20 protein-coding genes are annotated in these 21,376 nt (G+C 51.3%); 10 read left to right on the forward strand and 10 right to left on the reverse strand.

Features of this window, described 5'->3' with window-relative positions:
* Position 1 precedes the first annotated feature (1 nt).
* From EHV15_RS03175 to EHV15_RS03185, 3 genes are read left to right on the forward strand one after another with little or no spacing between them, the layout of a single operon-like run.
* Positions 2-295, forward strand: coding sequence for a PTS sugar transporter subunit IIB (locus tag EHV15_RS03175; RefSeq protein ID WP_128629990.1), 294 nt, complete (start codon positions 2-4; stop codon positions 293-295).
* Positions 296-314: 19 nt separating this feature from the next.
* Positions 315-1,607: a PTS sugar transporter subunit IIC gene (locus tag EHV15_RS03180; RefSeq protein WP_246061889.1), complete on the forward strand. Its 1,293-nt coding sequence runs from the start codon at positions 315-317 to the stop codon at positions 1,605-1,607.
* A complete protein-coding gene (locus EHV15_RS03185; RefSeq protein ID WP_128629992.1) occupies positions 1,597-3,069 on the forward strand; it encodes a glycoside hydrolase family 1 protein in 1,473 nt (490 codons plus the stop codon). Before EHV15_RS03180 ends, EHV15_RS03185 begins: the two co-directional genes overlap by 11 nt.
* A 132-nt stretch (positions 3,070-3,201) precedes the next feature.
* Here the strand turns inward: EHV15_RS03185 and EHV15_RS36300 are convergent, their stop codons facing one another.
* Complete coding sequence (locus EHV15_RS36300; RefSeq protein ID WP_164815316.1) at positions 3,202-3,375, reverse strand: hypothetical protein; 174 nt, start codon at positions 3,373-3,375, stop codon at positions 3,202-3,204.
* 150 nt (positions 3,376-3,525) lie between these two features.
* Between EHV15_RS36300 and EHV15_RS03190 the strand changes: the two genes are divergently transcribed.
* Both EHV15_RS03190 and EHV15_RS03195 read left to right on the forward strand, forming a co-directional pair.
* Positions 3,526-4,119, forward strand: coding sequence for a Uma2 family endonuclease (locus EHV15_RS03190; RefSeq protein WP_128629993.1), 594 nt, complete (start codon positions 3,526-3,528; stop codon positions 4,117-4,119).
* Between the two features lie 655 nt (positions 4,120-4,774).
* A complete protein-coding gene (locus tag EHV15_RS03195; protein WP_128629994.1) occupies positions 4,775-6,808 on the forward strand; it encodes a zinc metalloprotease in 2,034 nt (677 codons plus the stop codon).
* Positions 6,809-7,151: 343 nt separating this feature from the next.
* On the opposite strand, the gene EHV15_RS03200 is transcribed toward EHV15_RS03195, so the two are convergent.
* Together EHV15_RS03200 and EHV15_RS03205 are read right to left on the reverse strand one after the other, a co-directional pair.
* A complete protein-coding gene (locus EHV15_RS03200; protein WP_128629995.1) occupies positions 7,152-7,832 on the reverse strand; it encodes a DUF554 domain-containing protein in 681 nt (226 codons plus the stop codon).
* 247 nt (positions 7,833-8,079) lie between these two features.
* Complete coding sequence (locus EHV15_RS03205; protein WP_128629996.1) at positions 8,080-8,460, reverse strand: DUF805 domain-containing protein; 381 nt, start codon at positions 8,458-8,460, stop codon at positions 8,080-8,082.
* Between the two features lie 306 nt (positions 8,461-8,766).
* Between EHV15_RS03205 and EHV15_RS03210 the strand changes: the two genes are divergently transcribed.
* A complete protein-coding gene (locus tag EHV15_RS03210; protein WP_128629997.1) occupies positions 8,767-9,645 on the forward strand; it encodes a LysR family transcriptional regulator in 879 nt (292 codons plus the stop codon).
* Here the strand turns inward: EHV15_RS03210 and EHV15_RS03215 are convergent, their stop codons facing one another.
* A complete protein-coding gene (locus EHV15_RS03215) occupies positions 9,646-10,614 on the reverse strand; it encodes an SDR family NAD(P)-dependent oxidoreductase (RefSeq protein ID WP_128629998.1) in 969 nt (322 codons plus the stop codon). It abuts the gene before it with no gap.
* Between the two features lie 191 nt (positions 10,615-10,805).
* A complete protein-coding gene (locus tag EHV15_RS03220; protein WP_128629999.1) occupies positions 10,806-11,327 on the reverse strand; it encodes a TetR/AcrR family transcriptional regulator in 522 nt (173 codons plus the stop codon).
* 121 nt (positions 11,328-11,448) lie between these two features.
* On the opposite strand from EHV15_RS03220, the gene EHV15_RS03225 reads away from it, so the two are divergent.
* The 4 genes from EHV15_RS03225 to EHV15_RS03240 all read left to right on the forward strand — a co-directional run bounded on the left by EHV15_RS03225 (position 11,449) and on the right by EHV15_RS03240 (position 14,728).
* Positions 11,449-11,901 (forward strand): MarR family winged helix-turn-helix transcriptional regulator, encoded by a 453-nt coding sequence (locus tag EHV15_RS03225; protein WP_128630000.1) that lies wholly within the window; start codon positions 11,449-11,451, stop codon positions 11,899-11,901.
* A gap of 57 nt (positions 11,902-11,958) precedes the next feature.
* A complete protein-coding gene (locus EHV15_RS03230) occupies positions 11,959-13,059 on the forward strand; it encodes a saccharopine dehydrogenase family protein (RefSeq protein WP_246061286.1) in 1,101 nt (366 codons plus the stop codon).
* A gap of 121 nt (positions 13,060-13,180) precedes the next feature.
* Positions 13,181-13,510, forward strand: a complete 330-nt coding sequence (locus tag EHV15_RS03235; protein WP_128630001.1) for an ArsR/SmtB family transcription factor — start codon at positions 13,181-13,183, stop codon at positions 13,508-13,510.
* A gap of 108 nt (positions 13,511-13,618) precedes the next feature.
* Positions 13,619-14,728: an NADH:flavin oxidoreductase gene (locus EHV15_RS03240; RefSeq protein ID WP_128630002.1), complete on the forward strand. Its 1,110-nt coding sequence runs from the start codon at positions 13,619-13,621 to the stop codon at positions 14,726-14,728.
* A gap of 614 nt (positions 14,729-15,342) precedes the next feature.
* Here EHV15_RS03240 and EHV15_RS03245 read toward each other — a convergent pair.
* The 5 genes from EHV15_RS03245 to EHV15_RS03265 all read right to left on the reverse strand — a co-directional run bounded on the left by EHV15_RS03245 (position 15,343) and on the right by EHV15_RS03265 (position 21,274).
* Positions 15,343-17,409, reverse strand: coding sequence for a serine hydrolase domain-containing protein (locus tag EHV15_RS03245; protein WP_128635150.1), 2,067 nt, complete (start codon positions 17,407-17,409; stop codon positions 15,343-15,345).
* 123 nt (positions 17,410-17,532) lie between these two features.
* The gene (locus EHV15_RS03250; protein ID WP_178075751.1) at positions 17,533-18,840 is read right to left on the reverse strand and encodes a sensor histidine kinase; all 1,308 of its coding nucleotides are present in this window, start codon (positions 18,838-18,840) and stop codon (positions 17,533-17,535) included.
* On the reverse strand, positions 18,841-19,581 hold the full coding sequence (locus tag EHV15_RS03255) for a LytR/AlgR family response regulator transcription factor (RefSeq protein ID WP_128630003.1): 741 nt from the start codon (positions 19,579-19,581) through the stop codon (positions 18,841-18,843).
* A gap of 16 nt (positions 19,582-19,597) precedes the next feature.
* Positions 19,598-20,044 (reverse strand): acetyltransferase, encoded by a 447-nt coding sequence (locus EHV15_RS03260; protein WP_128630004.1) that lies wholly within the window; start codon positions 20,042-20,044, stop codon positions 19,598-19,600.
* A gap of 186 nt (positions 20,045-20,230) precedes the next feature.
* Positions 20,231-21,274 (reverse strand): FecCD family ABC transporter permease, encoded by a 1,044-nt coding sequence (locus EHV15_RS03265; RefSeq protein WP_178075753.1) that lies wholly within the window; start codon positions 21,272-21,274, stop codon positions 20,231-20,233.
* Positions 21,275-21,376: the final 102 nt, after the last annotated feature.

Here is a 21,376-nt window from a genome sequence, read left to right on the forward strand (position 1 = left end):
TATGAAGAAGATACTGCTCGTGTGCTCATCGGGAATGTCTACAAGCATGCTGGTCGAGAAGATGAAGGAGGCTGCGGCTGCCGAAGGAATCGAGGTCTTCATCGATGCTACAGCAGAGAGTGAGATGGAGAAGTTCACGGATATGGATGTTGTACTGCTGGGGCCGCAAATAGGACATATGGAAGCCGAGATGAAGCGGACTTTTCCGATTCCGGTCATGACGATTAATATGATGGACTATGGCATGATGGACGGCGAGAAGGTGCTGAAAAGCGCCTTAAGTCTGCTCCATTAAGGGAGGCCCTCTAGTGAGCATGAACTTTGATAAGTTGAAATTATCCGTAATCGGAACTGCAAGCAAAATCAGCAAGAATAAGTACCTGTCGTCCATATCCGAAGCCCTGACCTCCGTTATGCCTGTATTGATGCTGGGCTCATTCGCGACCCTGTTCGCCAATCTCAACATAGAGGGCTATCAGAACTTTATCCAGAAGACCGGACTAAAACAGATTTTTCAAATACCGGCAAACGTACTGATTACACTCCTGTCCGTGTATGCCGTATTTTTCGTGGCCTATCGTCTCGTGAGCAACCTCAATCCGAAGGTCGACAATGCCGGAGCCGGTTTGATCAGTTTAATGTCATTCTTCATTCTGACACCGATCACCAAGGTTAATGAAGCCAACGCGTTCACCTTTCAATTTCTAGGTGCGCAGGGATTGTTCGTGGCCATTATCGTAGGTCTGATCGTCGGAAAATTATATGTTACGATCGTGGAGAGAAACTGGATCATTAAAATGCCGAAGGGAGTTCCTCCCACCGTAGCCAAAACCTTCGCCAATCTGATTCCGGGTACGGTCATTGTTATCTTGTTTACATTGATCAGTTACTTATCGTCATTAACGGAATTTGGAAGCTTGCATCAGATGATTTATACATTCATTCAGGCGCCGCTGCATAATATCGGCGGGGGCTACTGGTCACTTGTCATTTTTGTATTCGTTGTCCAAATTTTATGGTTCTTTGGTATTCATGGCTTCATGGTGGTCAGCCCGATTTTCTACAGTGTATGGCTGCCTATGGGCCTGGAAAATCTGGAGGCCATCAGCCGCGGTGAAGCGCACCATAATATTTTGAGCGGCGGCTTCTACAACTCCTTTGTGGTGGTCGGCGGCTCCGGAGCAACGCTCGGCTTGGCCATTCTGCTGGCTTTCTTCTCGCGCAGCAAGCGTTACAAGACGCTGGGCAAGCTCGCTTTCCCGGCCTCGATTTTCAGTATTAATGAGCCCATCATCTTTGGCGCGCCGATTGTACTCAACCCATTCATGCTGATTCCTTTTGTATTCGGCCCGATCATTGTATCCAGCGTAGCTTATTGGTCGATGGCGCTCGGCATTGTTCCAATCGCCAACGGAACTCATTTTCCGGCGGGGACACCTATTATCCTTAATTCATTCGTCAACGGCGGTATCCCGCTGGTTATTTTGCAGTTTGTTTGTATAGCGCTGCAAATTCTAATATACTATCCATTCTTCCGCCTCATTGATAAACGATCTTTGGAGGATGAGAGAAGTGCACTGGAGCAGGAGGCAGCACATGGAGCATAGTAAAAAAGGATTTCCGGAAGGTTTTTTGTGGGGAGGAGCCATCGCCGCTTGTCAGGCTGAGGGAGGATTTGGAGAGGATCATAAAGGAATCTCTGTATCGGACATCTCCTTTTACGATCCTGATTCAGACCGCAGGGACTTGTCCAAGCATCTGAATATTACCTCATCCGTTATTGAAAAAGCCCTGCGGGAGACGGGCACGAAGGGGTACCCCAAACGGGAAGGAATCGATTTCTATCATCGCTACGAAGAGGATATCCGCTTATGCGCCGAGATGGGGTTCAAGGTATTCAGGTTCTCCATCGCTTGGAGCCGGATCTTCCCCAAAGGAGATGAGCTTCTTCCCAATGAAAAGGGACTTGAATTCTATGACCGGGTACTTACTGAACTTGAAAAATACAATATTGAACCCTTGGTCACCCTTTCTCATTTCGAAATGCCTTTGCACATCGTGAATGAATACGGCGGCTGGAAGAACCGCAAGGTCATTGAAATGTTCATCCGTTTCGCCGAGCTTTTGTTCCGACGCTATAAGGACCGGGTCCGCTACTGGATCACATTCAACGAGATCAATGCAGGCCGCTTCTCCACCTTTAAATCAACCGGACTGGTTGAGGATCGCTCCGAGCATTACCTTCAGGATTGCTATCAGGCGATACATCATCAGTTTGTGGCCAGTGCCTTGGCGGTCGAGAAGTGCCGTCGGTTTGCGCCGAACAGCCAAATCGGATGTATGATTGCCAGACTGACTACTTATCCGGCAACCTGTCATCCGGATGATGTCTTGCAGGCTATGCTGGATGACCAGTATCATAATTTCTTTTACATGGATGTCCAGGCGCGTGGAGCTTATCCTCCCTATATGAATCGTTTTTTTGAAGACAACGGGATTGAGATTGTCATGGAGCCAGGGGATACCGAGATTCTTCAGAACAACATCATCGACTTCATCAGCTTCAGCTACTACGTATCCGCCATAACCAGCAACAGTAAAGAGAGACTGGCCCAGCTGGATGAAACGGAGGGGAACCTGACGAGGGGGATACGTAATCCGTATCTGGTAGCATCGGACTGGGGCTGGCAGATTGACCCTGTAGGCATCCGTTATTCGATGAATACTATTTATGACCGCTATCAGAAGCCGCTTTTTATTGTAGAGAATGGACTAGGGGCAGAAGACAAGTTGGAGGATCATGAGATTCACGATCACTATCGAATCAGCTACCTGCGTGAGCATATTGCCCAAATGAAAGAAGCGATTAGAGATGGAGTGGAGTTAATAGGCTACACACCGTGGTCTGCCATAGATATTGTGTCTTCCGGAACCTCTGAAATGTCCAAACGCTATGGTTTCATTTATGTAGATAAAGACGATCTGGGTAATGGGACTCAAAAAAGGTATAAAAAAGACAGCTTCTACTGGTACAAGCAGATAATCGCCTCCAACGGCGCTGACCTTTAGTACTTTTGCTGAAAATCAGCTTGAAGGCAAAAGCAAGAAGGCTGTCCCCCAGTCATCCTTGACGACTGGGGGACAGCCCTTATTATTTATACACAGCCTCAACTCATTAACTTAAACAAACGGGTCTCCCGTTTATAAACCTTCCGCATTTTTCACGGCGTGTTCCCAACTGGGGAAATAAAACAAAGCGTTGCGCATCAACTCCGGATCATGTTGCTTGACCTGCTTTTTGCTTAGCGAACTGCCTTCCGTTTGCAATTGCTTGATTCTGCGGACAACCTCATCAGCTCCAAGAGTAGCATCCATTAGCTTTGCTCCTTCCGTATAGAGTTGCTCTCTATTATTGCTAATATTTTCCGGAATATACCTGCAGCCGAGAAATGTCGCCGATCCTTCAAACGCCGGGCCAAGGGCTGTATGGTATAATTTAAACAGATCGTTCTTAAGGGGGACCCTATGAAAGCCCGAGATGATAAGCAAAAACCTATCATTAAAGAGCAGCCTGCCACCTACGACGATTATGCCCGGCTGCCCGACGACGGTAAGCGCTACGAATTGGCGGACGGTGTGTTGGAGTTGATGACACCAGCGCCGACGCCCAAACACCAGGTGATAAGCAACCAAATTCAGAATTTACTAACCAATAGTTGTCAAACAGAGTATGTTATTTTCGCCTCGCCCATCGATCTCATTTTGTCCCAAACGGAGGTCCGCCAGCCTGATCTGGTTATGGTGCACCGCAGCAGGATCGAGATCATCACCCGCCGGGGAATCGAAGGGATACCCGATCTGGTCGCGGAAATCCTCTCGCCTCATTCCGTCAAACGGGACAAGCAAAGCAAGCTGAAAGTGTACGCCACCTATCAAATTCCGGAGTATTGGATCATCGACCCGGCCCACGAGTCGCTGGAGCAGTATGTGCTGAAGGACGGCAAATACGAGCTGCTGGAAGTGTTTGACCGCGAGGAGACGGTCCGGTCGGAGCGCCTTCCCTGCGTCTCATTTACGATGGGACAGGTCGCCGACGCGGCCGCGGGGCTGCCGGGTTGAAGAGAAGATCGATAAAGCGGCGGCACCGGATGGCATATAGGCCGTCTGGCGCCGCTGCCTTTTTTTTAGATATCAGAAAGATACATTTCTAACCACGAAACTACTCTAACGGTTGCCACAACCGCTATTTGTTCCAAAAACGTTGATTTCAAATTCTAACGGTTGCCATGGCGCTTATTTCGCTTAACCCCGGCTATTTTTACCTGGATTAAGGCAAATAACGGCGCCTGCAACCGTTAGAATTTAGAAAAGGTCATTTTTCGTAAAATAGCCGCTGCTACAACCGTTAGATTTCCAAAGGGCGATAGTATCGCTCGAAAAGCCTGCCAAAAGTTAAAAGCCCCGGGATTGCCGTCTCCGGCCTTCTGCAAACTAGCCCACCCAAAATTCCCATAGCCAGCTCTATCTTTCCGAAAACGGAATGAACGAAGAAACAACTTATGATGCGTACAGAATCTGCCAATGAAAATTGCCGCTACTCGGACCAATTTATTGGATATTTCCAATCAGCGTCCAGGAATTCAGAGTTGCTTTGGCGATTAGTGCGCAGTTAATAGTATCATTTTACCATTTTTAGAAATTTTATGGTTTCAACTGCGAATTTGTGGTTAAATATTAATATAATTCCATATTTTAATAGAAAGGCGTGATCGTCATGGCATTCGTATCCTGCTCTGAAGATGCTAATCGTATCAGCGGATTATGGGAATTGGACCATGCGGAGGACCTGTTCAGGGACAAGCTGCTGAATCGGGCCGAAACGGCCGCCGATGCCGTTCAGGAAACGCTGCGGCTCGATGTGGACGGCCCCTATCCGCAAATGGCGGTAAGTGGCGCCTGGAAACACCCTCAATTGTACATCCATTGGACCGCTAAGTTAGCCGCGCTTGGCCCGTCTGCCTGGGAAGGGCAAATCTTTTTCAAAGACGGGGATACTTCGCAGTTTCCGTACACGACCGTCAACATCGCACTGGAGGCAGCACCCTCCAACCTCTTAAAAGTGATTTTTTCCAACGGCAGTTCTTTTACGCATACTTCGTATTACCGCTGGACTTCTCCCTATTTCCATCCCGTTCAGTTCGAATTTGACAGTGAAGCCGGAGTAACTCCCGTTCTGGCTATCGACACGCATGCGCATCCCAATCATCCCGCCACTCTACCGAACGAACAGCTAACGATTGAAAATGTATTCCGCCGCGCCGGCTTCGACGTAAGTATCTCCGAGGGCGCAAACTCGATCCCGACCTCCGAAGCGGGGCTGGATGTGCGCTGGAGCGACGCGGAGATGCATGACGCCATGCAAAGGCATTGGTCGCAATTTGCCAATGTGCCGAAATGGGCGCTATGGGTATTTTTCGCTTCCCTGTATGAAGAAGGGCCTTCCGTGGGCGGAATTATGTTCGACAGCATCGGCCCGCAGCACCGCCAGGGAACAGCGCTTTTCAATCGATCGTTCATCAGCGTCCCCGCAGAAGGCGAAAGCCATCCGAAGGCGTGGGTGGAACGCATGAAGTTTTGGACCGCCTGCCATGAGATGGGACACGGGTTTAATCTCGCCCATTCCTGGCAAAAAGCGCTTGGCGAGCCGTGGATTCCTTTACGAAACGAAGGAGAAGCGCGCAGCTTCATGAACTATCCTTACAGCGTACGGGGGGGCGAAACCGCCTTTTTCGCCAACTTTGAATACCGGTTCTCCGATAACGAGCTGCTGTTCATGCGCCATGCTCCGGAGAGTTTCGTGCAAATGGGCAACGCTGAATGGTTCGACCACCACGGTTTCGAGCAACACCGCCTGCTGGCCAAGCCGGCCTTCGAGCTGCTGCTCCGGGCCAATCGCGAAACCTTACGCTTTGAATTTATGGAGCCCGTCGTGCTGGAGCTCAAATTGACCAACCGGACTTCCGAACCGCAAATCATAGACCGGCGGATATTGGCCGATCTGGACAACATGACTATCATCGTGAAAAAACAAGGGAAAACCGCGCGCAAAATATCGCCGTTCGTCCACTATATTCATAAGCCGGAGCATGAAGTGCTGGCCCCGGGGCAATCGGTATATAACTCGTTATTTATCGCGGTGGGGAAAAACGGCTGGGAGGTGTCCGAGCCCGGAGATTATACAGTTCAGGTGGCGCTGCATTTCAAACACGAGGACATCGTGTCCAATCCGCTTACAATTCGCGTGGAGCCGCCCATGGACCGGACGGAGGAATTTTTGGCGCAGGATTTCTTTACGGAAGCTACGGCCAAAACCCTTTATTTTGACGGCACAAAATATGCGGAGAGCAGCAACGGCGTGCTGGAGGCGATTGCGGAGCGGCTGCCCCACCGCAAAGTGGCCGTACATGCGCAGGTGGCGTTGGCCATGCCAATGACCAAGCCTTATAAGCTGCTGGGCCAAGACGGGCGGATTCACATCATTCCTCCCGCGGTCGAAGAAGCCCGCAAAACGCTGGCCCCCAGCTTGCTGGAGAACAGCCATCTTGCCGCAGGTACGCTCGGGCATATCGATTACCGGCATTATATGGACCGTCTCTCCGAATCCGTCGCCACCCGGGCCGGCGATCCCGAAGCCGCCGCCGAAATCCAAGGCAAGCTGCTGCAAGCTCTGGCGGATCGCCAGGTGCGGCAAGATGTGCTGGCTGACATCAAGGATAAGGAAGAAGATTACCGGAGCATGCGCGCTTAGGGAGAAAAAATGGCAAACGTTGAGACTGTTGAAAAGCTTAAGCGGAAACATAAGGACAAAAAATGTCGCTAATTCGACGGGATCACCCATTTTGAGAGCAATAAAGGAAATTTATGTCGCTATTTTCTTGAATCACAGGGTGATGGCCGACTTTTGCCCCGCTCCTTGGAAAATAAGGACATATAATTCCGCTAATGGGGATAAACATGTTCAATTCCGGAAAATAAGACCATAAAGTTCCGCTATTATTTATTAGGAGGTACCTGCCCCGCAGATAATATGTGACGCCCCGGCCCTCCCGTTTTCCTGACGGAAACTGCGGAGGGCCTTTTTGCATGATTTTTTAACCGATCCAGCCTTTGATCAAAAACCAGACGACCGGAACGAGCAGCGATGGCAGCATGTTCAGCGTTTTGCTTTCTTTGATTTTAAGAATGGACAGCCCCGAGCTGGCGATCAGGACCCCGCCCACGATCGAAACTTCCGTCAGCAGGTCGGCCGTCAGGAAAGGGGCCAAATAATCGGCGCTCATGTAAATGGCGCCCTGCCAAAGAAACAATACCACCGCCGTCAAAATAATCCCGATGCCATAAGAAGAAGCCAATACCATCGAGGTGACCAGATCGAGGGTAGCGTTCATGAACAGATAGGTGTGGTCGCCGCGGATGGCGCTTTCGATCGGCCCCAAAATCGACAGCGTCCCGATGCAAAAGAGCAAAATCCCCGTGGATAGCCCTTGCCCCAAATTCGAGGTCGAAAAGCGGCCGACCAGCTTTTGAAACCTGCCGTCGATATCCAGCGCCGTACCGATCAGGCTGCCGACGGCCAAGCTGATGATAAACAAGACTGGGAACGCGCTGTTCTTCATGTTGGTGACCACGGCATTGATGCCGAGTACGGTCGCGGCAAAACCGATGGCCGTAAACAGCGCGGCCTGGTATTTTTCGTTTAAACCTTTTTTAAAAATGCTGCCGATAAGGCTTCCGGCGATAATCGCCCCTACGTTTACGAGTGTACCGATCATATGAATTTCTGGCTCCTATCCGCGGGTATGTCATAATCCTAGTCCATGATAACGCATTGCAGGCGGTTTATAAACCCGAACTTAGCTTTCCTCCAGGGTGCGGCCACTCCGAAGAACGGGGTTGACTTTGGCCGGAACCCCCGATGGTCCATAAAGGCGCATTTCTTCCCCGAAAAGACGAAAAATCACAGGCAAGCATGCCTGTGATTCCTTCGTTTAGCGTGGGCAAAAACATTGTTAAATTATATTATTTTGCGAATGTGTTATGTACTGGATCGAAAGCTTTCGGATTCGGTCCGTATTGGTTATCGCCCTGCTCGCTGTCAAGGCAATAAAATACGAGTAAAATAATGCCTCCGACAAAAGGAATCAATCCGAGCAAAATCATCCATCCGCTTTTTCCGATATCATGCAGTCTGCGAACCCCAACCGCCAAGGAAGGCAGCAGGACCACCAAACCATAGATGTAACCCAGCACAGTGCCTACGGTGACATCAATGAGCCCCCCCAAGAACCCAAGAACGAATGAAATGATCACGTTGAACAGAGCAAACATCCAAAATTCTGTGCGCCGCGCTCTCCCTTGAAATCCTACGTAGTTTTTCATTACCTTCAAATACCATTGCATGTAAAACTCCACCTCTTCTTAAATTGATCTTTAGCCTTTGCCCTCCTGCTTTAGAATATATCGGATTTCTTTCAGAATTATTAATAAAATTCTTCTTAATTCAGCAAAAAAGTCCTGGTGTCTCCATCTGATACCGGGACTTTTATAGTTCCTTAGCACCATTCCCCTTGTTTTCCCTCATGACATGCCCTCCCGCACTTATCAAACATATTTTTTGCTGCTATGATTATATACGGCAAATATAGATAAATAAAATCAATGTTTATGATGATTTGCATTTATTTTTTTCATATTAAAGGAGCGACCATGAGTCTGCAAAAATACGAGATTTTGCTGAAGGCGGTTGAAACGGGAAGTCTGACAAAGGTGGGGGAGCAGTTGAATTTAACCCAATCCGCGGTCAGTCACGCGATTTCCAGTTTGGAGCAGGAACTGGGGCTCACCTTGCTCATCCGCAACCGTTCTGGGGTCCGCCTCACGAGCAGCGGAGAGCGATTGTTTCATTTTTTTCAAGGAATACAGCAGTTGAATGAGCGATTGTACCAAGAGATCGCCTTGATTAAGGGATTGGTGGCGGGCACCGTTAAGCTCGGCGTCTTCTCAAGCGTATCGATCCACTGGCTGCCGGGAATGGTGAAGGCTTTTAACGCCGAATTCCCCCATATTGAAGTAAAGCTGTACGACGGGCATTACCAGGAAATCGAGCAATGGCTCGCCACCGGCCATATCGATATAGGTTTTGTCAGTTTGCCCACGCTGCAGCCGCTTGATGTGACCGAGCTGAAAAAAGACCGGATGTTCTGCGTTCTGCCTCCCGGTCACGCTCTGGCGAACCAATCGGCCGTTTCCTTGGATCAAATCATCAACGAGCCTTTTATTATTCCGATCTCCGGCTGCGACGCGGACGTCCGGCGGATTTTTATGAAGTATAAGGGGCCGCTAAATATCAAATATGAACTGGAAGATGATCATGCAATCATGTCCATGGTCGAGCACGGTCTGGGGATCAGCATTCTTCCGGAAATGATTCTCGCCCATATGACTCATAACCTGTGCCTGCGGCCGTTGGAAGGCGAACATTACCGCACGATCGGGCTTGCCGCCATCTCCAGGAACAATCTTTCCCCGGCCGCCGCCCAAATGTTTCAATTCATAACGGAATGGGTTGGGCATCATCAGCTTTGATTACATGTTGCTCTTTATCTTCGCTTGCAGCTGCCGAATCGTATCCGCAATCCCTTTCTCATAGGGCGTACTCGGGATTTCGCCGATTCGGCGCCGGTACTTTTCCCCGCTTAACGTCAGCGGTTCTTCCGTCAAATAAAGCATCTCCACGATTTCTTTCATGGGCTTTTCAAACAAGCCGAGGAGCGATAGCGTGATTTTCCCTACAGGCCGAATCTTGCCCTTGTAGCCCGCGGCCCGCGATGCGATCGCCACGATTTGTTCGCCGGAAATGACCCCCGGTCCGGGAATGTGCCAGTTTTCCCCGTAGGTATCGTCGCGGCTGGCCAGTTCGACGATCATGCGCGCCGCGTCGGGCAAATAGACGTACTCGCGCGGCACCTTCATCGTTCCGATAAAAACGCCGTTTTTGCCCGCCGCGATAGCTTCCATCGTCGCATTCAAATACGATTGCTTCGCCGACGGACCGTAGTAATCGGGCAGCCTGGCGATCAGGGTATTCTTCCCACCCCAACCGTCCCGCATAAACAATTGTTCGTAAGCATGGCGCGCCTGGCCCTTCCGGGTGTGCGGTTTTTTCGGGTGATCTTCGGTGATGGGGTCCTGCGATGTTTTGCGTCCATACGGATAAATGCCGTCGACAAGCACCGTTTTCACTTGCAGACGCTTCGCCGCTTCCAGCACCGATTCTCCCAGCGGCGGCAGCTTCTCCGCCATTTTGTGATAAGCCACGTTCGCGCTGTTGATGATAGTGTCCGCGCCTTCCGCCGCCCGGACGATATCGTCCGGGCTAAACACATCCCCCTCCGCCAGCTTTAAATGGGACGGGTTTCCCAACTGTTCCGCCATGGCGCGCAGCTTGTTCATGGACCGGCCGAAAACGACCGTTTCGATGTTTCGTTTCAAAAGCTCCGCCGTTACGGGATTGCCAACGCCTCCGGTGGCGCCTAATACGATCGCTTTTTTCATAAAATTGATCCCTCCGTTTTTGTTGTGATTGATTGATCAATTACTATTGCAGTCATCAAACCGATTCCCGGCCAAATTTACTCCTTCATCATTGTTAGTGATTGATCAATCACAAATTGATCATACTTCATCTTTTGTCCTTCCGCAAGCCCTAAATGGAATCCATTTTTGCTCTCCGCTTACCGGAGCCGTCAAAACTCCTTCAATTCAGGCATACCTATCGCTACGGAAATATTGCATAACATGCCCCTTGCCAAAAACAACATCGTCCGCTCCTCCGGATTTTCACTGCCGATTTCGCGAAACGCATCCAGAACCATTTGACGGACTTCGCCGAACCCTTGCCGCATCGCGGCCTTAATGGAATCCTCCGGAATCGTCTGGGCCTGCATCTGCAGCATGATTTCATTTTTATATGAGGCTAAAATATCCTCGTACGCCGCAATAAGCCCTTTTTCCAACTGCTCCGGAGACGCCGTTTCGACGACTTGCCGAAAAGAGCGGATGACCCGGGACCATGAAACTTCGAGCGCGGCCAGCAGCAGAGCTTCCTTACTCTTAAAAAAACGAAATACGTAAGGTTGGGATATCTGTGCCCGTTCCGCCACCTGCGCGGTTGTCGCCCGAAAATAACCGATTTCGGAAAACACTTCGATCGCGGCCGAAATAATCTCTTCTTTCCGATTCACCGAGGTTGCGCCGTTTTTTGCCATACTCTTCCCGCCTTCAGATTGATGTAATTGATCAATCAATAGTGTATACGAAATTTCTCACGGAGTAAACAGAATTTGCGGCGCGCTTGACATCATTTAGTTTAATTACTAAACTAAAGACATGAAAAGTCAAGAAGAAAGCCGCCGTAACCCGGCCGTGATCAAAAATTTAAGCCGCTTTATCGTACAGCTTGGGCGGCTGGAAAAACATCCGTTTGTTTTCGGAAAGGCGGGGCCTTTAACGCCCGGCGAAATTCATACCATCGAGGCGATCGGCCCGGAAGGAGGCGTATTCATGAGCGAGGTGGCCCACCGGCTGGCCATCACCAAGGGGGCCGTTACGCAAATGATCCTCCGTCTGGAGGAGAAAAATCTCGTAAGGCGGACGCCGAATCCGGCCGATTCCCGAAGCACGCTCGTTTCTTTGACCGCTGCGGGCCTTGAGGCCTACCGCGCCCACGAGGCGATGCATTTGAACTTTATACGCGATTTGAGCTCGCAGCTCGACGAGCGGGAAATCGAGATCTTCGATAAGTGCCTGGAAAAGCTCTGTCGTCATCTGACGACGGAGTAATTTTTGCGCAAATAGTTTAGTAACTAAATTAAATTCCGATTTGAAAATGGGGTATAGATGATGAAACAGGGTATTGTCGTCGTAGGCGGCTATGGGCAGGTTGGTCAGGTCGTCTGTCATGAACTCGCGAAACACTTCCCCGGCAACGTATATGCTGCCGGCCGTTCATATGAAAAAGCCAAACGCTTTTCGGACGAGCAAGGGGGCCGCGTGCTTCCTTTGCAGATGGATATGAACGAAGGGATGCCGGAGGACTTTTTCCAAGATGTTTCCTTGGTGGTGATGTGCCTTGATCTGCGGGATACGGGGTTTGTCCAGGCCTGCATCGACCACCAAGTCGATTACGTCGATATCACGGCCGACTATTCGGTCATGGCGGACATTGAAAAGCTCCGTCCCGCCGGATCTACCGCCGTTTTAAGCGTCGGGCTCGCCCCCGGCCTGACCAATATGCTGGCCAAACAAGGCAAACAGCGGCTGGACACGGCCCGTCAAGCGGATATTTATGTTTTGCTCGGTTTGGGGGAGAAGCATGGGCGGGCCGCCATCGAATGGACGATAGACAATTTGGCGGCCGATTTTTCCGTGCAGGAGTACGGCAGGAGACGTCAGGTGGCCAGCTTCACCGAAGGTAAAAAAACGCTTTTCCCCGCTCCATATGGACAACGGACGGCTTACCGGTTCAACTTCTCGGATCAGCATGTCATCCCCCGTACATTGGACATCCCCTCCGTATCCACGCGTCTGTGCTTCGACTCCCCGCTGGTGACGCGCGCGGCGGCAGGTTTAAAACGCGCGGGCGGTCTCGGCTGGCTTGGGCGGCCCGCGATCCGAAACAAAGCGGTCGACCTCATGGAATCGTGGCGATGGGGTTCGGACAATTTTGCGGCAAAAGTTGACGTTTGGGGTGAGAAGGATGGCCGTCAGGCGATTTATCAAGGTTCGGTGTCCGGCGTTAGAGAAGGTTATGTTACGGGAAGGGTCGCGGCTTATATAGCTGGAAAATTGGCCCGGGACCGCCAGTCCTTTGGGGTATTTCATATAGAGGAACTTTTTCAGTCTGCGGAATTATTTGCGGAGCTAAAAGACGTTATTTCGTTGGAGGAGCGAATCGTTGATATTGAAAGTCATGAAGAAAAAGGCGGGATGGCTCGATGAGATCCTATTTTCGTAAATGACCGCGCATGAGACACCGGCTTGCGGCTAATGGTCAAATCGTTTTTTTACAGGCGAAACTTTTGGTATACTGTAACAAACAACTAGGAATGGGTGTCGCCTCATGAATAATGAAGATCTGATTGCCGTGCTGAAGGCTCTGTCGAATGAGACCCGCCTCAACATCCTTTGCTGGCTGCGGGAACCGGAAAAGCTGGGCTGGAAGCTGCCGGACGCCATAAAACAAGAGTTTCCCGGCAGCGTCTGCGTGGGGAACATCCAGGAGAAATCCGGATTGACGCAATCGGTGATCTCCTCGTACCTTGCCTTAATGCAGAAGTCCGGCCTCCTGGAGTCCCGCCGCTATGGCCAATACACGTATTACAGGCTAAATGAAGCGGGGATCGCCGCATTTATGGGAGAACTCGCCGCCAAGCTGCAAACCGGGAGGTAACCCTTCAGGTTGCTTCACGGGGTTGCATTTTGATCTATTCATCTATATATTTAGATTTGTAGATGTATGTTTTTTGCGGCTTTATCCTAAAAATAGGAGGAGAGAAATATGACCCAATCCAAAGCGGCAGCCCTGTTCAAGCCTTTTGAAGGGGGACACCTGAAGCTGGACAATCGTATCGTGATGGCGCCGATGACCCGATCCTTTTCGCCGGACGGCATTCCCGGACCCAATGTGGCCGGATATTACCGCCGGAGAGCGGAAAATGGCGTCGGCCTGATCATCACCGAAGGAACGCTCATTAATCATCCGGCGGCAGGGGCCGATCATGACGTGCCGCATTTTTACGGGGAAGCGGCGCTGGAAGGATGGGCGCGCGTCGTCCGCGAAGTGCATGAAGCCGGCGGCAAAATCGCTCCGCAAATCTGGCATACCGGCACCGCCCGCCAGCGCGAGAAATTCCCCGATTCGGACGCCGATCCAATCGGCCCGTCGGGCCTCAGCCTGACCGGCGAACCGGTATCGGAGCCGCTGACGGTCAGCGAGATCAAAGGGCTCGTTCAGGCCTATGCGCAGGCCGCGGCTGACGCGAAACGCATCGGCTTCGACGCGGTGGAGCTCCATGGGGCGCACGGCTACTTGATCGACCAGTTTTTCTGGGAAGTGACCAATAAACGCACGGATGAATACGGCGGCGACCTGGTGGGCCGCACCCGCTTCGCCGTGGAAGTGATCGAAGCGGTACGGGCCGCGGTCGGCCCCGACTTCCCGATCATCTTCCGCTTCTCGCAATGGAAGGCGGTCGATTACAACGCCAAGCTGGCGGCGACGCCGGAGGAGCTGGAGCGCTTCCTTGCGCCGCTGTCTGCGGCTGGCGTCGACATCTTCCACGCCTCAACGCGCCGCTTCTGGGAGCCGGAGTTTGAGGGGTCGGACCTCAACCTGGCAGGGTGGACGCGCAAGCTTACCGGCAAACCGGCGATCACGGTCGGCTCCGTGGGCCTGAACTCCGAGTTCACCAGCTTGTTCGAGTCCGGCAAAGGCAGCGAAACCGCCAGCATCGACAATTTGATCGAACGCTTGGAACGCGAAGAGTTCGACCTCGTCGCCGTCGGCCGCGCCCTGCTGACCGATCCGGCCTGGGCGGCCAAGATCAGGGACGGCCGCACCGACGAACTGCAGCCGTTCACCCGCGAGTCGCTGGCCACGCTGAGCTGAATTTCGTTGAGCCGGAGTACAGGAACACGCTTGATTTCAAGACCTTTTCGGACCAGAGCCGAAAAGGTCTTTTTACCGTAACAAAACGTTTATCAACGCACATTCCAGGGTGACGGGACCGCGGTTAGTGGCAATTTTCCCCACGTTTGCTCCCTGTAACGGACCGGAGTTCCCCGTAACGGACTGTAATGACGCTAATCGCTCATTTCCCGGGTATTTCCTGACCTAACGGACACAGGTGACGCTATTCGGCTCCAAATGGAGCTATTTTTGCAGATTTGCCGGGAATAAGGTCGCCTCTGTCCGTTAAAATTCGGAATCCTCTGTTTTTGGCCAAATAGAGGCTCTGGGGTCCGTTAGCCTTCACCGTTTTGCGTCTCACATCCTCTCGCATTCAACCTCCCGGCGTCTCGCGAGGGCCTCGCTTCCAGCTTCCTTTCAACGTGTTCCTCTCTTCCCTTCCTAAATTAAAGACGGTTCCTTTAATAAGACACTGTTCAGAAAAGATATTAAGGTATGTTGTAACCCACCCTTTAAAACAATAGCTTCACCCTCTGATAAACAGCGGGCGAAGCCAGGTGCAAGGCGGTCAGACGACCACCCATCTTTGAAGCTTACTTGTGCGTCAGCGAAATTTTGAATACATCGCCTGCCCCGCCGCCAAAGACGATCAGGCCGCCTTCCGGCAGGAGCGCGGTGTTGATGCCGCTGGCAACGGAGAAATTCACCAAAGCTCCTTCCGCATTATAGACGGCGAAGCCGCCACTCTGCGGGAAATCTACGGTCATTGTCTGCCCGGCTGCTTCCGCGCCGATCTTGTACCAGCGCACGTAACCCGTGTCCGGGATCGTCACAATCGAAGCGGCGGCGCCGGAGATGGGCGCCAAAGCTGTTTCGGCGGTATACGTCCGGCCGTCGGCCCGGAGATATTCCGTTCCGTCCTGGCGGAAGAAGTCCAGATCGAAGGCGTCGCGGCCGTTCATGACCGGGATTTCGGCGACGTTCACCGCATGGTCTTCATCCGTAATTTTCGTCCCATTGGCATAGCCGCCTTCCTTGTCCAGGCCGATCGTTTTCGTTAATACCGAAGGAGAAAGATAGAACAGCGAATTGATCTTTTCGTCCAATGCATAATAAGTTCGTCCTTCCCGCTCTGTCCAAGCTTCGGCAACCGTCTTGTCCAGCGGGTTCTCGTCCAGCTTCTGGTATTCATAATAAGCCATCACCGACTGCCCGAGGCCGGGGAACTCCAGATAAGTCTTGACGCGGATGTACGTATGCCCGTTCGTCTGTTCGTCGAAGCTGATGACGGTGCGGCCGTCAACGCCGGTAAACTCCTCCTCCCCGGTATAGACGTAGGTTTGCGCCGGAATCATACCGCTCAATAACCCGGGCAGCTCCACCTCTCCGTTTTCGATCGTGACGTGGAGCGTCGAGCCCACATTACCGTATAAGCCGGAGTAAGCTTGCAGACCGTCCGGCGGGTCCATTTTCACGGGAGCCTCAAAGGTCTTGTCCGGGAGAATATCGGCGATGCCGCCCGTCTCCTTCAGGTATACCAGCAAAATATTCGACGCCGCCGCCGTATTCATGATGGACGAGCCGCCTGACGTGAGCAGCGCGATCGAGATATTCTCTTCCGGCAGAGCGATTAGCGCCGAATGATACACAATGGTATCGCCGCCTTTGGTTACCGCTTTGATACCGTAATCCCCGAACGGAGCCAGATCGACCGAGTCCCAGCCAAGCCCGTAGCCGAACGTATTCGTTTCGTCCTCAACCCAGACGCCTTTGCGGTATTCCGGGTTTTGCATGGCTGATGCCAACGCTTTGGACAGCAGTTTGGGCCGCTCCCCCGTCAGCACCTCCGAGAACAGGGTAAGCTCTTCGGCGGTCGAATAGATCCCGCCGGTCCCCACCACATTCGCGTTCTCCGGAGGCAGCTCGCCTTGGATACCGGGAAAACGGGTTGGGGCCAGCCGGTCGCGGTCAAACACGTCAAGCGGCGTCTTTGTCGAAGTTAGCTCCAACGGACCGCTGACGTTACGCGCCAAAAACTCGCTGTAGCTCATTCCGCTTACCCGTTCAACCAAAAGCTGCAGCAGTTGGAAGCCGTCATTGGCGTATACGGAATACTCGCCCGGATCGGACTTGAGCCGTTCGGAACGGAGATTTTCAAGCAGCGTGTCAAAATTCTCCGTATCGTTGTCCCCCAACAACATGCTATTCTTGTAATGCGAACCGTAAAGCCCCGCCGAGTGATTCATCAGCATTCGGGGCGTAATCCGTTTATAGCGTTCATCAGCCATTTTAAAGTCGGGAATATAATCCGTCAGCGGCCGGTCGATATCTATTTTGCCGGAGTCCACCAGCATCATCGCGGCTGCGGTCACATACATTTTGCTGACCGAGCCGATCCCGAACATCGTATCTTTGGAAATGGGCTCCCTGCTGCCGTCTTCCGCCACGCCAAGACCGCCCGATAATACGACTTTCCCCTCGTCCCGAATGGCATACTGCACGCCGTTTACGCCGTAGCCTCCAATGAGCGCCTCCGCCATCTCCCGCGCTTTTTGCGCGGCTAAGCCGCCCTCCTCCGTACCGTCTGCCCGGGCTATTCCTGCCGCCGCCGGCAGAGCCAACAGCAGGGCCGCCATGATCACAGCACCCATTCGTTTCAACCTGTTCATGATTTCTCCCCTTCCCTTTATTCCAACTTTTGGGTACCCAGGTTCATTATATCGGGCAATAGAGAAGGCAGCGCAAAAATACCCTGAAACGAAAAAAACGACCCCCGAACGGCACTAGGCCCGGGAATCGTCTATGCGAAAAGGCAGCACAACCATGTTATCGAACGTCCGATGCTCCGTTTCGATCGCCATATGCCCGCCGTATCTTTCGCAAATCCGCTCGATATTTGTAAGTCCGAAGCCGTGGTACTCCGGGCTTGCCTTACGGCTGCGCAGATCGTTCACCTCGCGGTCCACATGGTTGCGGATGCGGATGAACAAAGCCGACTCGCTCGAACGGATATGTACCCGGATATGGCGGTCCTCGGCGACTTTTACTTTTTTCGAAGCCTCGACGGCGTTGTCCAGCATGTTGCCGAGCACCACGCACAGGTCATATCGCTCGATCCGGACCTCCCGGTCGTAAAGGCGGAGCTCCGTGTCCATACGGATGCCATTAGCCTGCCCGATGTTCAGCGCGTTCGTCACCAGCGCGTCGATCACCAGATTGCCGGTGTTCACCCGGGGATAAGCGTCTTCGATCTTGTTCAGCGTCACCCGGATATGCTCGCTCGCTTCCGCGGTCTTGCCCCGCTCGATGCATTCCGCCACGTACAGAAACTGTTTATTCGTATCGTGAAGGATACGTTTGATCTTTTTGAAGCTGTGCACCGTTTTCTCGTAATTGGCATCCTGGTAATCCATCTGGCGCTGCAGTTGAACGTTCTCATGCAGAAGCTGGAATCTCGCGATTACGGTATCGAGAATATGGACGACAAGCACGTTCAGCACCACAAAACCGAACACCGCCAGAAAATAATGGATATTTTTCTCGCTGTAAGCCGACATCACGTTCACCTGGTAGATGCTGATGACCGGCACGCTGAGAAACAGCAGGTAATAGCGGAAATTCAGCGGAAAACTTTTGCGCTTGGCCACAAACCGGATGATCTGGACAACCGCGAACATGATTGTACAGCTGAGCAGAATGCTTTTGGCAAACAATAGTTGTCCCGGCTCCCCCATCAGCTCCGAACGGTCCATGTCCATCGAGACAGAAGGGTCAAGTAAAAAAAGGCAGATGAGATTGACCATCGTGAGCAGTACCGCATACAGGATGGAGAACAGAATTTTCAGCCTGAAGTCCGCCTCATAGCCCAGCGCCAGGCAGAAGATGACCAGCACCGCAAGCAGCGAGGACCAGACCGATGAAAAATAGTCGCTCATATACAAAAAGTCCAGCAGGAGAAACACCAACATATAGATTTTTTTCGTCGGCTTGCTTCTCTCCTTGCCAAAGACGGAATTGAAGTAAAAATTCACCTGCACGGCCATGACCAGCACTACACCCAGGTTCAGCAAGAGAAAAGCCGGTTCCATCATTCACTCTGCCTTCATAACCATAAATTTCGTGCAGGCGTCTTTGACTTCCTTGATCTTGGACCTCCCGATGGGCAGATCCATTCCGTTTGACATAATGACTCCCCCTCCGGCAAATTTGTGGACGTGCAGCAGATTGATCAGGATGGAGCGGTGAATTTGCAGGAAGCGTTCGTCCTTAAGTGCCGAAGCATAACTTGAAATCAGTCCCCTGCCTTCGTAAACGGCATGAACCGTCGTGAATTTCAGCTTGTTTTTGACCGTCAGGCCCTTTACGACTTCGATGGCGATAATATCTTCATGCCGGAGCACAATCTCCTCATACGCTGACTTGATGATCAGAATGTCTTGATCGCGCTCCTGAAAATACCGGCACAGCTTCAGCATTTTTTCCTCAAAAACTTCGGGCTCCACCGGCTTGATCAGGTACTGGAACGTAACCACGTCGAAGCTTTCCAGCATATATTCGGCATAGCTCGTCAGGAACATGATCTGTTCGCCGTGCCGCTTCATCTCCCTCAGCTTCCGCGCGGTCTCGATGCCATTCAATCCGTTCATTTCGATATCAAGAATGAGGATGTGAAAAGGCTCGCCCTCGTTTTCGTAATGCTCTATCAATGACTCGCCCGTTTGGAACAAGGCAACCTCGAAGTCAATCCCGGTCTTGACGGATAAGGCGAGCAGCATCCGCTTGACCTGCTGCCTTTGCTCCTCTTCGTCGTCGCAGATCGCGATTCGGTACATGAAACCACCTCCCCGCCTAACTGATTTTCTCCAGGTGAAGCAGGGGATATGGCCGGCCCGAACCGTCCAATTCCGAACGTCCGGTCCGGACAAACCCCAGCCGCTTGTAAAAGGCGTTGGCCCCATCATTCTGCTCGTTTACATCGACCCGCAGATTTGGGCCTTTTAGTTTTTCGGCATGTTGGATCAAACGTCTGCCCGTTCCCTTTCCATGGCAATTCGGATCCACAAACAGCATCTCGATTTTCGTTTCGTCCAGACCGATAAACCCTATCGCTTCCATACCTTCGGCTAATTCAATCCAAATCTCAACTTCCTTTAAGGCCCCGTTTTGAACCATATGCCGGTAAAATTTAAGATCTTGCTCGGCCAAAAATTTGTGTGTATGTACTACGGCTTGATACCAAATCTCTACTAATTGATCGTGATATTTTTCCTGATAAGGAACAATGAGATTAGACAATTCTCTTCCCCGCCTTTCTTTATGCTATTACTAGTTTAAAAGGGATGGTGGACAAAAGAAAGGCCGGGGTCTTATACAAAGCCAGCCGGCGGTAAGTTCCCGGAGCCTGATAATTGCATCGCTCCTGATTGGAAATATCCAATAGATTAGGCTCAGCAGGCCTAAAACGGGGGATTTGGGCGAAATCTATTGGATTTTTCCAATGTGAGTTGGAGTAGATTTAAAATTCGCTTCTTTCACGGCATTTCGGCATAATAAATAAATCATGATTGGAGCGCCAACAATAGAAACGATAAAATTCCATGGAAGTTCTATAGGTGCTATTAATGTGCGGTTGACTACACCGATGACTACCATTAGAATAGCGCCGAGAATAACTGAAATCGGAAGCACCCAACGATCATCTTTGCTTACCCATCGCCGTACCAAAAGCGGCACCAGTGTCCCTACAAAGGCAATTGCACCAAAGGCTAGAGCCACGCCTGCCGACAATTCAATGACGACGATTATCGGTAGAATCTTGATCAGTTTTTTTCCAAGTTCCGTAGCGGGCCGGGCGAATACAATCGTAAAAGCGCCAAAAAGTCCAATTGCAAACCAAGGAATAAGCCAGTTCATCAGAGACCAGCCTATACCTGACGCTGGAGCATACCATAGTGAAATTAAATTATCGGTATTCTGTGCAATTAGCCTTACACTACCTTCGATAATCAATAGAATTAACGTGCCCGCAAACATACTTCGTATCGCCATGCTGCCTCTTTTCACTCTGGAAGCGAGAAACCACACAATTCCGCTTGTCACAATTGAACCTATTATCGAAGCCACAAAGTAATGAAAAACAGAAAAATCAGATATATAAAGTGCTGCTAAGCTTATAACAAATGCCCCGCCTCCCGTCATTCCCATCGTTCCCGGGTCCGGTAGCGGATGCCGCATTACGCGCTGGAGAATTACACCTGAGGCGGCCAACCCCATCCCCCCAAAAATGGCAGCGAGGACGTTAGGCAACCTCATTTCATAAATTACTTGATAAGTGGCGCTTTCACCAGGATTTTGAAGAGCATCCCATACATCCTTTGGGGAAGCCGAAACCGCCCCACGGGTCATGGACCAGGCCGATGCTAACAACATTATCACAATTAATAAAATGAACAAAAGCGTTTGTTTTAGATGCTTATGATCCGTACGTATATCTCCCTCATAAGTAATTTGAGCGTTCTTTGTCAAAATGTTTCCTCTCTCTCCGTTCATTTTCTAGGTTCTATGTAATGTTTTCTTTGCCCTGGGCAATTTTTCCTCTATAAATAAAGAAAAAGCGCTTGACCGCAA

Origin of the sequence: Paenibacillus oralis (assembly GCF_003863965.1) — a bacterium.
GTDB lineage: Bacteria > Bacillota > Bacilli > Paenibacillales > Paenibacillaceae > Fontibacillus > Fontibacillus oralis.

Coding starts and splice junctions, on each gene's coding strand:
- EHV15_RS03175 (WP_128629990.1), top strand. CDS start 2: ATGAAGAAGATACTGCTCGTGTGCTCATCGGGAATGTCTACAAGCATG.
- EHV15_RS03180 (WP_246061889.1), top strand. CDS start 315: ATGAACTTTGATAAGTTGAAATTATCCGTAATCGGAACTGCAAGCAAA.
- EHV15_RS03185 (WP_128629992.1), top strand. CDS start 1,597: ATGGAGCATAGTAAAAAAGGATTTCCGGAAGGTTTTTTGTGGGGAGGA.
- EHV15_RS36300 (WP_164815316.1), bottom strand. CDS start 3,375: ATGGATGCTACTCTTGGAGCTGATGAGGTTGTCCGCAGAATCAAGCAA.
- EHV15_RS03190 (WP_128629993.1), top strand. CDS start 3,526: ATGAAAGCCCGAGATGATAAGCAAAAACCTATCATTAAAGAGCAGCCT.
- EHV15_RS03195 (WP_128629994.1), top strand. CDS start 4,775: ATGGCATTCGTATCCTGCTCTGAAGATGCTAATCGTATCAGCGGATTA.
- EHV15_RS03200 (WP_128629995.1), bottom strand. CDS start 7,832: ATGATCGGTACACTCGTAAACGTAGGGGCGATTATCGCCGGAAGCCTT.
- EHV15_RS03205 (WP_128629996.1), bottom strand. CDS start 8,460: ATGCAATGGTATTTGAAGGTAATGAAAAACTACGTAGGATTTCAAGGG.
- EHV15_RS03210 (WP_128629997.1), top strand. CDS start 8,767: ATGAGTCTGCAAAAATACGAGATTTTGCTGAAGGCGGTTGAAACGGGA.
- EHV15_RS03215 (WP_128629998.1), bottom strand. CDS start 10,614: ATGAAAAAAGCGATCGTATTAGGCGCCACCGGAGGCGTTGGCAATCCC.
- EHV15_RS03220 (WP_128629999.1), bottom strand. CDS start 11,327: ATGGCAAAAAACGGCGCAACCTCGGTGAATCGGAAAGAAGAGATTATT.
- EHV15_RS03225 (WP_128630000.1), top strand. CDS start 11,449: ATGAAAAGTCAAGAAGAAAGCCGCCGTAACCCGGCCGTGATCAAAAAT.
- EHV15_RS03230 (WP_246061286.1), top strand. CDS start 11,959: ATGATGAAACAGGGTATTGTCGTCGTAGGCGGCTATGGGCAGGTTGGT.
- EHV15_RS03235 (WP_128630001.1), top strand. CDS start 13,181: ATGAATAATGAAGATCTGATTGCCGTGCTGAAGGCTCTGTCGAATGAG.
- EHV15_RS03240 (WP_128630002.1), top strand. CDS start 13,619: ATGACCCAATCCAAAGCGGCAGCCCTGTTCAAGCCTTTTGAAGGGGGA.
- EHV15_RS03250 (WP_178075751.1), bottom strand. CDS start 18,840: ATGATGGAACCGGCTTTTCTCTTGCTGAACCTGGGTGTAGTGCTGGTC.
- EHV15_RS03255 (WP_128630003.1), bottom strand. CDS start 19,581: ATGTACCGAATCGCGATCTGCGACGACGAAGAGGAGCAAAGGCAGCAG.